The organism is Pseudoalteromonas ruthenica (assembly GCF_008808095.1).
GTDB lineage: Bacteria > Pseudomonadota > Gammaproteobacteria > Enterobacterales > Alteromonadaceae > Pseudoalteromonas > Pseudoalteromonas ruthenica.
The window spans coordinates 371,565-384,424 of the sequence record NZ_CP023397.1; the positions used below are offsets into that span (position 1 = coordinate 371,565).

Below are 12,860 nucleotides of genomic sequence, written 5' to 3' on the forward strand. Positions count from 1 at the left end.
GGGAGCGTATGAATTTTTCACACTTTTTTATAAACCGGCCGATTTTTGCGGCCATGTTGTCTTTGGTGTTTGTGATCACCGGGGCTATTTCATTATTTCAGCTACCGGTCAGTGAATACCCTGAGGTAGTGCCGCCTACGGTGGTGGTCAATGCCACATACCCCGGCGCTAACCCTAAGGTGATCGCTGAGACCGTTGCCACGCCGTTAGAGCAGGAAATAAACGGCCTTGAGAACATGTTGTACATGTCTTCTCAAGCCACCAGTGATGGCCGCCTCACCCTGACGGTGACCTTTGCCTTGGGAACAGATCTGGATCGCGCTCAGGTGCAGGTCCAAAACCGAGTGAATAGCGCCTTGCCGCGATTGCCGCAAGAAGTGCAGCGCTTAGGCGTGGTGGCCCAAAAGTCCTCGCCGAATTTGGCTATGGTGGTTCACCTCTATTCTCCTGAAAAGACCCACGATACCTCGTACATGTCGAACTATGCCGATTTGTATATCAAGGATGAGTTGGCACGCCTGAGCAGTGTTGGCGATGTGCAGATGTTTGGTGGTGGTAAATACGCTATGCGCGTGTGGCTCAACCCCAGTGCGCTGGCCGAGCGTCAGCTAACGGCTATGGATGTGGTTGCGGCGCTGCGTGAGCAAAACCAGCAAGTCGCAGCGGGTAGCCTGGGCGCGCAGCCTTCACCAACGAGCAGTCAGTTTCAAGTGTTGCTAAACGTCAAAGGGCGATTATCCAGCGTTGACGAGTTTGAGCAGGTGGTGGTGCGTGTTGATGACAACGGCGCAATTACCCGCTTAGCCGATGTCGCTCGTATCGAGTTAGGGCAAGACAACTACGCCCTGCGGGCGATGCTAGACGGGCAACCGGCGTTAGCCATTCCGATTTTCCAGCGTCCGGGTTCGAACGCCATTGAACTTTCTGATAATGTTCGTGCAACCATGGCGCGCCTGTCACAAGACTTTCCTGCTGGCGTAGAATACGATATTGCCTACGACCCTACCGTGTTTGTGCGCGGCTCGATTGATGCGGTGATCAAAACCTTGCTGGAGGCGATTCTACTGGTTGTAGTGGTGGTGATCTTATTCCTGCAAACCTGGCGTGCATCCATTATTCCGCTTATTGCGGTGCCGGTCTCGCTCATTGGTACTTTCGCGGTGATGCAGTGGCTCGGTGTATCGATTAACACCTTGTCGTTATTTGGGCTGGTACTGGCCATCGGCATTGTTGTTGATGATGCCATTGTGGTGGTCGAAAATGTCGAGCGTAATATTGAAAATGGCCATAGCCCATTGGCGGCCACGCGCATTGCCATGACCGAAGTGACCGGGCCCATTATCGCCATTGCCTTGGTGTTATGTGCGGTGTTTATTCCCACGGCGTTTATCACCGGGCTATCGGGTCAGTTTTATAAGCAGTTCGCGTTAACCATTACTATCTCCACGCTTATCTCGGCGTTTAACTCCTTAACCTTATCGCCAGCGTTGTCTGCTTTATTGCTTAAGCCCCATGATGCCAAGCCTGACAAGCTAACACAGCTGTTGGAGCGGTTATTTGGAACTTGGCTATTTAAACCTTTTAATCGCCTCTTTGACAAAGGCGCCAACGGCTATGAGCGACTGGTTAAAAAGCTATTGCGCATGAGTGTGGTCGTCGGTGCCGTGTACGTGGTATTAGTGGGCTCCACCGTGGGGTTATTTCAGCAAGTCCCGGGTGGGTTTATTCCGGCGCAAGATAAGCAATATTTGGTTGCGGTGGCGCAATTGCCCGACGCGGCCAGTTTAGAGCGTACCCACAAAGTGGTGCAGCAAATGGAGAAAATTGCGCTGCAAGTTCCCGGTGTGGCTAATACCGTGTCTTTCCCTGGGTTATCGGTGAACGGGTTTACCAATAGCACCAACAGCGGCATTGTGTTCACGCCCCTTGATGACTTTGATAAGCGCAGTGATCCGAGCATGTCGGCACACGCTATCGCAGCCCAGCTTAACCAGCGTTTTGCGGCTATTGATGAAGCCTATGTTGCAGTGTTTCCACCGCCGCCCATTCAAGGCCTTGGCACCACAGGTGGCTTTAAGTTGCAGCTTGAAGACAGAGCAAATAAAGGCTTTGAGGCGCTCTTTTCCGCGCTGCAAAAAGTCATCGCCGAGGCGCGTCAGCAACCGGAGTTAACGGGGTTATACTCCAGCTTCAGGATTCAAGTGCCGCAAATGAACATTGATATCGACCGCGAGCAAGCACTGCTGCAGGGGATCCCGCTCAATGAGGTGTTTGATGCGCTGCAAGTGTATTTGGGCTCACTGTATGTGAATGACTTTAATGTCTTTGGTCGCACCTATCAGGTGACAGCCCAAGCCGATGCTGATTATCGCCAGCAACGCGAGCAAATCGCCCAGCTTAAAGTGCGTAATCGCAGTGGCGACATGGTGCCTCTAGGCTCGGTATTAAAGGTCACGCCTACCACCGGCCCTGATCGTGTCATGCACTACAACGGCTACCCCAGTGCCGAGCTAAACGGCAGTCCGGCACCGGGTTACAGCTCAGATCAAGCGAAGTTGGCCATTGAGCAGGTGCTCAGCGACACCTTGCCTAACGGCATCGCCTATGAGTGGACCGAAGTCACCTATCAGCAAATTCTTGCCGGTAATACCATGGTCTACGTATTCCCCTTAGTGGTGCTGTTGGTATTTATGGTGTTGGCGGCGCAGTACGAAAGTTTACGCTTGCCGTTGGCGATTATTATGATTGTACCGATGACGATTTTCTCGGCATTACTGGGAGTGTGGCTACTTGGTGGCGACAATAATATCTTCACGCAAATCGCCTTAATTGTATTGGTGGCGTTGGCCTCTAAGAATGCCATTTTGATGGTGGAGTTTGCCCGCGATAGTCACAAACAAGGGCGCAGTCATTGGCAGGCCATTATTGAAGCATGTCGCTTGCGCTTACGCCCGATTCTTATGACCTCTATCGCCTTTACAGCGGGGGTTGTGCCTTTGGTACTGGCCTCTGGGGCCGGTGCAGAAATGCGCCATGCCATGGGTAATGCGGTGTTCTTTGGCATGATTGGCGTGACTGTATTTGGGCTACTATTTACGCCAGTATTTTACTATGTGGTGACCTTAGGGCAAAAAGGAGCGCATCATGAACACAACTAAAATGAGTGTCATTGCCCTGAGTATCGCAGCCTTAGCAGGCTGCGCTGCTCCCGGCGAGCGTGTTATTGCTCAGGCGCAACAGGCAGACAAACAAACGCAGCAGCGCCTTGAGCGCAATCAGGTGCTGATGGCGCAGCGCAGTGCGGATGAAATCGGTTGGTGGCAGCAACTGCATAGTGATGAGCTAAACCAGCTGGTGGATAGCGTGTTGGTGCGCAACCAAGACTTACAAGCCGCCAGCGCACGTATTAAGGCGGCATTGGCCAATTTGGATGTCAGTGAGTTTGCCTACTGGCCCAATGGTGGCCTGAATGCTCAAGCGCAGCGTGGTAAGAACGTTCAAACTGCATATAGTGGCGTGCAGGAACAGGCCAGTGCGCGCGGTGTGCTCAATTGGCAGCTGGATTTATCAGGACGTCTGCGCGCGCTTGCTGATGCTGCCAGTGCCCGCACCCATGCCCAACTTGCGGCACATCAACAGCTCAGTAAAGAGCTGGTGGTTACCACGGTGCGCAGCTATATGCGTTGGCAAGGGTTTGCCCAACAACAGCAGCTGACCGAGCGGCAACTTGAGGCGTTATCGCAAAGTATGGATATACTGGCGGTACAAGTCGAAGAGGGCGTAGCGACCGAGTTTGAACTCAATCGCACCCGCTCACAGTACTTCCAGCTCAAACAACGCCTGCCACAGCTACAAGCCTTGATGCTGGCCGAGCGTGCCACCTTAGCTATGATTCTCGATAGCAGCGCGCAGCAGCTCCAGCTAACGGCGCTAAGCGAGGCGCAATATCAACAGTGGGCGCTCAACCTCGCCTTGTTAGACCCACAACAAGCGCTTATGCAACGCCCCGATGTACGCCGCAGTGTTGCCCAATTAACCGAACAGGCGGCGTTGAGCACCAGCGCTCAACGTGCGTTGTACCCCGATGTAAGCCTTAGTGCGTTTGCCGGTGTGTTGGGCGTAGGTGGCAGTCATTTTCAACAGACTCAGGGGCAGTGGCAGGTTACGCCGCAAGTGCAATGGTCGCTGTTTAGCTACCCTGAGCTATTGGCACAATTGCAGCAACAAAAAGCCCTATCGCAGGCGCAGTATCATAGCTATCGGCAAACCTTGAGTAATGTCATAGCCAGTGCGGAACTTTCGCTGCAAACCGTTTTCCAACAACAGCAAACATTGAACTTGGCGCAATCGCGTTTACAAGCGTCGCAACAGGCTTATACACAAGCGCGTGCTGCATACGAGGAAGGGCAGTTGCCATACCTTGAGTTGTTGGACGCCCGTCAAGATGTTTTAATAGCACAGCAGGATACCCTGATCACGCGTGACACTTGGCTCAATGCCCAGGTTGGCGTATATTCCGAGCTCAGTGGGCGTTGGAGTCGCGCACTGCACAAGGTGCCGGTCATCTAGGGGTTCTGCGCATGAACAGTATTTAAGAGGTGAGTCAGAGTTATGGCAGAGTCAGCACAGCAAATGACAACGATGGTGATCAATGAACCGTCGCCGCAATTTGCCCTTTGCATGAATAAGCAGAGCGTTCCCGTCGCTGATGACAATGAGTTGTTAGTGGCGATTGAATATGTGGCGTTAAACCACATCGACGCCAAGCTGGCAGCAGAAGGCTTTTGCCATTGGCAATATCCTCATGTGCTGGGCCTAGATGCGGTGGGAACGGTACTGAACGCGCCCGCAGGCGTGTTTCCCGCCAAGGGCGCACGGGTGATGTTTAACGCCAGCCTCGGCTCGCAAGGCATGCTCAAAGAGTATGCCACCGTTCCTAACTATGCGGTATCGGAAGTCCCCGCTGAGGTGCCGAGTGAGGTTGCAGCAACCTTGCCCAATGCCGGTATGACGGCCTTAGCAGCGCTCGACAAGCTGCAGCTTGAAGAAGGAGACAGTCTGTTGATTGACTCTGGCTGCGGGGCGGTGGCGCATTTTGCTATTCAGTATGCCAAGCTGCGCGGAGCTATGGTGTTCGTTTACAGTGAAGCAGGGGAGCATGAGCGGCTGAAAGCTTTGGGGGCCGATGTGGTATTTGATGCCAATTGCGAAGGGCTGGAGTGCAATATTAAACATGAGCTGGGTCCGGGCGGCTTTGATGCCATCCTTAACACCTGTGGTGGTGATTCATTCTTATGTGACTTAGAGCATTTGCGTTTTTGTGGCCGCATCGCCTGTTTGAATGGCTTTCCTAGTATTCCCCAAGAACTGTTATTCCGCCGCGCACCGAACATCTCTGTGGTGTCCCTCGGCGGTGCTTGGCTGGCGAACAGCTTATGCGCACAGCAAAAGCTTAGCTTTATGGGGCAACAGTTGATTGGAGGCGTGCAATCGGGAGCGATTATTGCCCCCGATCTGGAAGTGATCCCGTTTGCCGAAGCGGCAGTGCGAGATGCGCTGACGACCTTATACAATCACAGTGCGCGATTGCGCCCAGTGGTCAAAATTCAGCCTTAATGCGGGTGTAGCAAATTGTTTTATAAAAGGGCGCTTAGCGCCCTTTTTGCTGTTAGAAGAAATGAGTGTAAGAAAAAGAGATAAAATCCAGGCCAGGATTCGGGCTTTTAAACCCCGCATTCGAATAATGCATATAGCGCACACCAATATCGGCATTTTCCATTTTATAAACCACCCCAACTCTGTCTTCAAATTGGTAGTGAGTGCTTACGTTTTTGCCAGCAAATTGGGTGTCGTCAAGTAGTGATACACCAATACCAAACTCCAGCACCAAGGGTCGTCCTTTGAATGTGGTCATCGGGTATTGAAACACCGGTGATAGTGCCACCACCACATTTTGATCGTGTTGATTGTCCTTGCCGTAACGCCAAAAATTGATGCTGCTCTCGAAGTACACATCAAACTGGGAGAATTGCTCGGGTAAATAGTCGTTGACGTAGTACTGATAGGCCAATTTTATGCCTTTAACATCACCCTCACCTTGAATGTAGTGACTGGCAACACCATGGCGAGGCCCTGCCTGAGCAGGCGTGATAACGAGCGAACTTAGCGCTAAGGTTAATGGGATGATTACTGCTTTCATACGTCTGTGTTTAGCTGCTAAAAAGTAGCGGTAATATCTATATCCACCCCTTTAGTTTCAATGCGCACCCGTGCACAACAACTGTGCCTTTATGGCACAAAAACCTTAATTATCTGATTTTACTGGTGTTATTGATATGTGCATTTTTGGAACCAATGCTGTGCATTATTGTTTCTTACTTTGCGAAGGCCGCTGCGCTAGAATTTCACCATTCACAGCTCATTGGAATGCACTATGAAAGCATATCGTTATTTTTTATTACTCTTTTTTGCTGTTGCGTTTGGCTCAGCTCATGCTGCGCAAACCAATACGCCATTTTCTCTGCTCAAGCAAGTGGGCGATAAGCTCTTTGTCGATATCGCCGCAGTCGATGCTCAAGGTGATGACAAAAAGCCAAACTTAAAGAAGTCGTGAAAACACGGTTAATACCGCACATTGATACTAAGTTTGTGTCGTTTAAGTTATTGGGTAAACACGTGCGCGAGATTAATAAGGGGCAGGCGCTGGCGTTTATCGATGCGGTGGAGTCTTACTTAACGGTGACGTATGCCGATGCATTGATGAGTTATAAAGGCCAAGAAGTGCGTTTTATTAAACCTAACGGCCACGGTGACAATGGCTATGCCTCGGTAAAAACCGAAATTGTTGAGCCCGGTAAGCCAACCATAGATATTGTGTTTAAGCTGCGCCGCGATAAATCTGGCACCTGGCGTGTGTACGACCTCGTAGCTGAGGGCATCTCTTTACTCAACGCGAAGCAAAAAGAGATCATTGCACGTATTAGCGAAGTGGGTATTGACCAGGTCAATCAAGAGCTCTCAGCGAAAAGTTAATCCCTTCCCTTTGGGGTGAGCGAGTAGCCTTTTACCCATGAGGCTCCCGATAAGGCGCTCACCCGCTTTTTATTATTAATGTAGTATTCCTTTACTACCCTTAGCGACTCAGCTTTGTTTACACTGGTCTAAGTACGTTAAACACGTGACTCTTAGCATTGAGGCAAGGTTGGTTATGCTGCCATGACGCTCAATCACCTCCTGATACAAGGTGGAAATAAATTCCGCTAAGGGCAGCTGCTCTTGGGCAGCAATGCGTTCCAAGGTATGCCAAATTTCATTTTCTAAAGCGAGGCTGGTAACCACACCTTGAATACGAATAGAGCGCTTTTTAACACTGTAGCGCTCGGGGGGAGTTGATGCATAGAGTTCACACATAGATTTCTCAGGGGTAAATAATGGCCAAAATGATTCATTCCATGATCCGCGTGAAAGACGCGCAACGTTCGATTCAATTTTACCACGATGTATTCGCATTGCAGGTGAAAAGAAGGGTCGATTTTGCTGATTTCTCACTTATTTATTTAGCTAATGAACACAGCAGCTTTGAATTAGAGCTGACCTGGAATCATCACAGTGATAGCGATTATGACTTGGGTAACGGCTATGGCCACCTCGCTTTTGCCGAAGAGCATCTCGAGTCGCTGCACGGCAAAGCCATCGCCGCAGGCTATCAACCCAAAGAAATTAAGTCCTTTTATAATGGTGATGACTTAGTCGCTAAGTTTTTCTTTATCAAAGACCCTGACGGCTATGATATTGAAGTGATCGAACGCTCAGAGGTGTACAGGTAGGAACGAGCCAAGCACAGACTTGGCTCGTTAAACTTTGGCGGCAACATAGTTGCCATCAACTGTGTGAGCAAAAGCTAAATACATTGAAAGTGGATTTCTGTTCGCGGATAATTACCGAGAATATAGGGTGGTTCAGCATCTATCTCTTTCAAAACCTTCACTTGCTTACCCGAATTCGCGCAATGTGCGCTGGCTTCCTCAAGAGCTTCTGATTTCAAGTTGCCCATTCCCGAAAAACCAGTGGCTGCTTGCCTAGAGACCATAAATGTATTTTCACCATAAGGGATTACACCTGAATTCTTGGCACATCCTAAAAGCGCTAGGAATCCTATCGTTATAAGTGTAAAGCGTTTCATTAACAAGCCAACCTAAAATCTATCTGATACTAATTGAGTATTGTTAAGTTAGCAGCTTTCTTTAATTCTGCTAAATAAATAAACCCAATATCGAAAAGTTAGCCTGACTAGAAATGCGGTAACTTTCTCCATAACCTGCATTTCGTATTTTTTATATCCATCACGATAGACCTACTTTAAATATAATTTTACAGAGAGTGAGTCATTGATAAGTAATTATCGATTCAAAGAGTCAAAATTTATTGCGTGAATAAAAGTCAGTTATCACTAAGGGTATAATCTGCAAGCCTATTGTCAGCTTCTTCAACGGTCGGTATGCTCTAAGGTATATTGACTGAGAATATTTCCTGGCGGCATATCAAGTCAGTAAGGTAGATGGAAAACTGTATACTAAGTCATTGATGGCGCAGTTAATAAGAAGATTTAGTGAGAAAATCCTGAACTTTAGGGGGGCACTAAAAAGTGCACAATAACCCTGATTCACTCATATTTTATTAGGAGTTTTAGATGAGGGTGAGTGAAATTTACTCCCTTTTACTCGTTTTTTTATTAGTGGCGACAACGAAAAGCTTTGCCAATAATAACGCAATACTGAAATTGCTAGACGAAGATGTGAAAGCGAAAATTGTACTTTTATCTGCCAAGATTACAAAGTGCAAACAGCAAGCTCAATCATCATCTTTGGTACTTGAAACAAACGTATTTAAAAAGTTTAAGGTCAACAGAGAAGATCTTTTAAAAGCACTCTACTACTTAAACATACGAAATAAAAACCTTTGTGAAGATGGCCTTCGAGAGTCGCTTGCGTATGCAATTGGCCAATTAGCTTATACGCGCAACGAACTAGGGCTGGCTGTTTCAGATTATTCTAAAGCAAGCGCTGAGCTTTTATATGAATCTACAAACTTCTTAAAAGTTAGGGCTCACTATGAAAGTCAAAGCAAACCTTTTCGAGATGAATTAGAAAAGCAAATAGGTACCACCGTTTTTGATTTCAATTCTCTTTTAGAGACCCTGAATACAGATGAATGGTAATTATTGGAAGCGTAATTTCACATTGCTGATATAAACAGCAATGGGAAATTATCCTGTGTGATCATCAAGGGGTCGGATCATCAAGGGGTCAGAGTTGTTGAAATTTGATTGTCGATTCAAAGAGTTAAAATTTATTGCGTGAATAAAAGTCAGTTATCACTAAGGGTATAATCTGCAAGCCTATTGTCAGCTTCTTCAACAGTCGGTATGTTCTAAGGTATATTGACTGAGAATGTTTTCTGGCGGCATATCAGGTCAGTAAGGCAAATGAAAATCTTTATACTAAGTCAATGATGGCGTAGTTACTAAGAAGATTTAGTGAGAAAATTCTGAATTTTAGGGGGCACTAAAAAGTGAACAATAACCCTGAGTCACTCATATTTTATTAGGAGTTTTAGATGAGGGTGAGTGAAATTTACTCCCTTTTACTCGTTTTTTTATTAGTGGCGACAACGAAAAGCTTTGCCAATAATAACGCAATACTGCGAGTGCTAGACGAAGATGTGAAAGCGAAAATTGTACTTTTATCTGCCAAGATTACAAAGTGCAAACAGCAAGCTCAATCATCACCTGTGGTGCTTGAAACTAACGTCTTTAAAAAGTTAAAGGTCAAGAGAGAAGATCTTTTAAAAGCACTCTACTACTTAAACATACGAAATAAGAACCATTGTGAAGGTGGCCTTCGAGAGTCGCTTGCGTATGCTATTGGCCAATTAGCTTATACGCGCAACGAATTAGGGCTGGCTGTTTCAGATTATTCTAAAGCAAGCGCTGAGCTTTTATATGAATCTACAAACTTCTTAAAAGTGAGGGCTCACTATGAAAGTCAAAGCAAACCTTTTCGAGATGAATTAGAAAAGCAAATAGGTACCACCGTTTTTGATTTCAATTCTCTTTTAGAGACCCTGAATACAGATGAATGGTAATTCTTGGAAGCGCAATTTCACATTGCTGATATAAACAGCAATAGATAATTATCCTGCGTCACGAAGTGGTGAGCAAAAAGAGTTTTATTTGGATTAGTTCGATTTTCAAGGCCCCTAAACCTGTGTCGGCAATTCTATAGCCCTTTGTAATGGTCGCCATAGGTATCTATAACTAGTATGGGTCGAAGTAGGCGATCAACACTACAGTGATACCAAAGCCGATAGCAGAGAATAAATAGACGCCAGCCAGTATTTTATCTATTATTCTGGCATATTTTGGTACTAGATGACCATCGAAAAGTGGTGTGGGAATTCGCCCTCGTTTGAAAAAAATAGCGCACACATAAAATGGCCCGCTTCCCCCCAGCCCTTTATCCCAACTGGGAGGGTAGACGCCATCAGATTTCATGCATTTATTTATGTAAGCAACAGAAACACGCTGAAATATAACCGTCATAAGCATGGACAGCGGCACAAAAATTATAAACAATAAGTTTATTAAAGCTTCAATTTTCATAAATCACCGATGTTAAAGCGTGCTTAGATGATAATCGCACTCCCTTGAACTTTATTGGTAAGCGCACAGAAAAAACTTGTTTGTTATATACGAATATTTCAACTGGGAATGGATGAGTAATTTTTAACAATCAATTGCTGCGTTTATAAAAAGCATTTTTCTGCTCATATCGACAGCAAGCTACTGATAAACGTCGAAATAGGCAGCCAATATCAACGCGATGCCAAAACCCAACGTGGAAAAAAGATAGATACATGCCAGCACTTTATCTACAGTTCTAGCATATTTGGGAACGAGTCGACCATCAAACATAAATGTTGGGCCACGCCAGCGCTTGAAAAAATAGCCATAACATATATCCCAGCTCGGTGGCAGCACCCCTTCAGACTCCATACCTTTGCTAATATAAGCGGCAGAGACCCGATGGAATAGTGCCGTCATCAATAAAAACAGCGGCATAAAAACTATAAACATTAAATGTACAAAACCTTCAATACTCATTAGTGATGCTTTAATCAGGTTTCCAAAGTTCTAAGTTAATATACACTTTGATGTGTATTGTATCCTTATTCGAAAAAGATAAGGTTGAATTGGATTATCAGCTCACATATCCTGCTAACAGGAACTGTACAGCATAAGGGCGAAAAGAAAATTTATCGGTCTCAAGGGTAACAAAAAAAATCATTCTTAAAAAGCCAGCCATATTGAGTACGGCTAGTTACTAGTGGTCAAAATAAGCTGCTAAGATTAGAGTGGCACTAACACCAATGACAGAAAATAAATAGATAGCGGCTAGTACTTTGTCAATAGTTCTGGCGTATTTGGGAACAAGTCGGCCATCAAACATAAACGTTGGGCCACGCCAGCGCCTGAAGAAAATGGCCATGGCATAGCAGGGAGCACTAGCACCCAGCCCTTTATCCCAGCTCGGTGGCGGCACCCCTTCAGACTCCATGCCTTTGCTAATATGAGCCGCCGAGACGCGCTGAAATACAACCATCATTAGCAAAAATAGTGGCATAAAGATGATGAGCATCAAGTTTATAATACCCTCTATGGTCATTAGAAGTTGACTCCAGATGGCATTTTTCTATCGTATACATGCTCGCTTAGTTTTTTCCCATATTTGTTGCCAAGCACTGAAGCTTGAAAACCTAAGTACAATCCGATGCCAAGAGCAATAACCCACCCATACGGCGTCAACATTAAAGTTGCAGATAAAGTATTTGTAACCACAGTGGCTATACCAATTCCGAACGCAGTGGAAACACCAAAAGCGGTCATTTCGGTGGCTAGAGTTCTATGCCAGTCCTTACCATTTTCATAGTCTTCATAGACCTTGTTAGCTCTCAACCCCCCATCTAGCAATATCATCGTATTGCCTAGCCATTTAGCAGACTGCTCCAGCCTTTTAATTTTTTGGAACTCTTTTGTGGTCTTAATATTGAGGTTTGCTGAGTGCCTAGTGCTTTTCGCAATGTTGATTCCCCGGTTGGGGTTTGACCAAATAGTGCCACGCTTGCTTGCTTTATTTATATTCATAAAACGCTGTAATTCAGCTCTGAACGTTGTCTGTAGCTCCTTATAAATAGAGAAAGCTTTTTGTTCTAGCGCAACAACATGATACTTCGGTACCCCGGACTTATGAGCCCTGCGTATTTCTTTTAATGATTCGGAGTACTTGTTTGCCAGCTTCACAAAGTTGCTGCTTCTTGCTTCGACTGAAGTTGCCCCGGAACCTAAAATTCCATGGCTATTTTGTTTCATATAAGGCACTAATATTTCTGATTGGAAATCTGACAGAGCTGTAAGCAGATCGCTGTTATAGTCGCGGAGCATAGCAGCAATGTTACGGCGGGATTGGGCCGGTAGCATCGACAGTTCTCGGAAAATAGCCTGTTGTTGTCCGCTTGGAGGAGGAAGAGGACCTGAGTAATCAGAGCGAACTATATAAGGAGTGCCTGAGGTTATTATTTCAGTAGATTTGAGATGCGAGTTATCACTTTCAAACGCTTTATTACCCTTTCCTTCTTTACACTTCACTACTTCTTTAGTCACAGGGTCGAAGCAGATCACAATTTCTAGAGCCATGGTAAATCCTTCCCATTCTATCAAGTCCGTTTTTATGAGGTGCTACCTCTTTAAGAGAGTAATTATAGTACCTGAGCCTATTAGTGTGCAAGCACTATAACTTTCTCGC

Annotated in this window: 15 protein-coding genes; 8 read left to right on the forward strand and 7 right to left on the reverse strand. The window is 46.3% G+C overall.

Translation table 11 applies throughout. The features are described 5' to 3' along the window. Nucleotides 1-8: 8 nt before the first annotated feature. From PRUTH_RS16840 to PRUTH_RS16850, 3 genes are read left to right on the forward strand one after another with little or no spacing between them, the layout of a single operon-like run. On the forward strand, nt 9-3,158 hold the full coding sequence (locus PRUTH_RS16840; RefSeq protein WP_138588491.1) for an efflux RND transporter permease subunit: 3,150 nt from the start codon (nt 9-11) through the stop codon (nt 3,156-3,158). Then, a complete protein-coding gene (locus PRUTH_RS16845; RefSeq protein ID WP_151173966.1) occupies nt 3,145-4,569 on the forward strand; it encodes a TolC family protein in 1,425 nt (474 codons plus the stop codon). Before PRUTH_RS16840 ends, PRUTH_RS16845 begins: the two co-directional genes overlap by 14 nt. Before the next feature lie 42 nt (nt 4,570-4,611). Next, on the forward strand, nt 4,612-5,616 hold the full coding sequence (locus PRUTH_RS16850) for a zinc-binding dehydrogenase (RefSeq protein WP_151173967.1): 1,005 nt from the start codon (nt 4,612-4,614) through the stop codon (nt 5,614-5,616). A 52-nt stretch (nt 5,617-5,668) separates the two neighbouring features. Here PRUTH_RS16850 and PRUTH_RS16855 read toward each other — a convergent pair whose 3' ends face one another. Then, nucleotides 5,669-6,199 (reverse strand): acyloxyacyl hydrolase, encoded by a 531-nt coding sequence (locus PRUTH_RS16855; RefSeq protein ID WP_138548439.1) that lies wholly within the window; start codon nt 6,197-6,199, stop codon nt 5,669-5,671. A gap of 234 nt (nt 6,200-6,433) precedes the next feature. Here PRUTH_RS16855 and PRUTH_RS19370 point away from each other — a divergent pair, with 234 nt between their 5' ends. Next, a complete protein-coding gene (locus PRUTH_RS19370; RefSeq protein WP_306669457.1) occupies nt 6,434-6,613 on the forward strand; it encodes a hypothetical protein in 180 nt (59 codons plus the stop codon). Further along, complete coding sequence (locus PRUTH_RS16860) at nt 6,610-7,032, forward strand: MlaC/ttg2D family ABC transporter substrate-binding protein (RefSeq protein WP_306669458.1); 423 nt, start codon at nt 6,610-6,612, stop codon at nt 7,030-7,032. Before PRUTH_RS19370 ends, PRUTH_RS16860 begins: the two co-directional genes overlap by 4 nt. A gap of 108 nt (nt 7,033-7,140) precedes the next feature. On the opposite strand, the gene PRUTH_RS16865 is transcribed toward PRUTH_RS16860, so the two are convergent. Then, complete coding sequence (locus PRUTH_RS16865; protein WP_053909659.1) at nt 7,141-7,410, reverse strand: ribbon-helix-helix domain-containing protein; 270 nt, start codon at nt 7,408-7,410, stop codon at nt 7,141-7,143. Between the two features lie 20 nt (nt 7,411-7,430). Here PRUTH_RS16865 and PRUTH_RS16870 point away from each other — a divergent pair, with 20 nt between their 5' ends. Then, on the forward strand, nt 7,431-7,826 hold the full coding sequence (locus tag PRUTH_RS16870) for a VOC family protein (protein ID WP_022946614.1): 396 nt from the start codon (nt 7,431-7,433) through the stop codon (nt 7,824-7,826). 74 nt (nt 7,827-7,900) lie between these two features. On the opposite strand, the gene PRUTH_RS16875 is transcribed toward PRUTH_RS16870, so the two are convergent. Further along, nucleotides 7,901-8,182 (reverse strand): hypothetical protein, encoded by a 282-nt coding sequence (locus PRUTH_RS16875; protein ID WP_138548441.1) that lies wholly within the window; start codon nt 8,180-8,182, stop codon nt 7,901-7,903. A gap of 513 nt (nt 8,183-8,695) precedes the next feature. Here PRUTH_RS16875 and PRUTH_RS16880 point away from each other — a divergent pair. Both PRUTH_RS16880 and PRUTH_RS16885 read left to right on the forward strand, forming a co-directional pair. Beyond that, nucleotides 8,696-9,217, forward strand: coding sequence for a hypothetical protein (locus tag PRUTH_RS16880; protein WP_151173968.1), 522 nt, complete (start codon nt 8,696-8,698; stop codon nt 9,215-9,217). Between the two features lie 404 nt (nt 9,218-9,621). Next, the gene (locus PRUTH_RS16885; RefSeq protein ID WP_138542784.1) at nt 9,622-10,143 is read left to right on the forward strand and encodes a hypothetical protein; all 522 of its coding nucleotides are present in this window, start codon (nt 9,622-9,624) and stop codon (nt 10,141-10,143) included. A gap of 172 nt (nt 10,144-10,315) precedes the next feature. Here PRUTH_RS16885 and PRUTH_RS16890 read toward each other — a convergent pair whose 3' ends face one another. The 4 genes from PRUTH_RS16890 to PRUTH_RS16905 form a co-directional block, all read right to left on the reverse strand. Further along, nucleotides 10,316-10,660: a hypothetical protein gene (locus tag PRUTH_RS16890; protein WP_045978914.1), complete on the reverse strand. Its 345-nt coding sequence runs from the start codon at nt 10,658-10,660 to the stop codon at nt 10,316-10,318. Nucleotides 10,661-10,840: 180 nt separating this feature from the next. Then, nucleotides 10,841-11,161 (reverse strand): hypothetical protein, encoded by a 321-nt coding sequence (locus PRUTH_RS16895; RefSeq protein ID WP_045978915.1) that lies wholly within the window; start codon nt 11,159-11,161, stop codon nt 10,841-10,843. A gap of 220 nt (nt 11,162-11,381) precedes the next feature. Next, the gene (locus PRUTH_RS16900; protein ID WP_045978916.1) at nt 11,382-11,723 is read right to left on the reverse strand and encodes a hypothetical protein; all 342 of its coding nucleotides are present in this window, start codon (nt 11,721-11,723) and stop codon (nt 11,382-11,384) included. Continuing rightward, nucleotides 11,723-12,751 (reverse strand): hypothetical protein, encoded by a 1,029-nt coding sequence (locus tag PRUTH_RS16905; RefSeq protein ID WP_151173969.1) that lies wholly within the window; start codon nt 12,749-12,751, stop codon nt 11,723-11,725. The genes PRUTH_RS16900 and PRUTH_RS16905 overlap by 1 nt, the downstream gene beginning before the upstream one ends. Between the last annotated feature and the right edge of the window lie 109 nt (nt 12,752-12,860).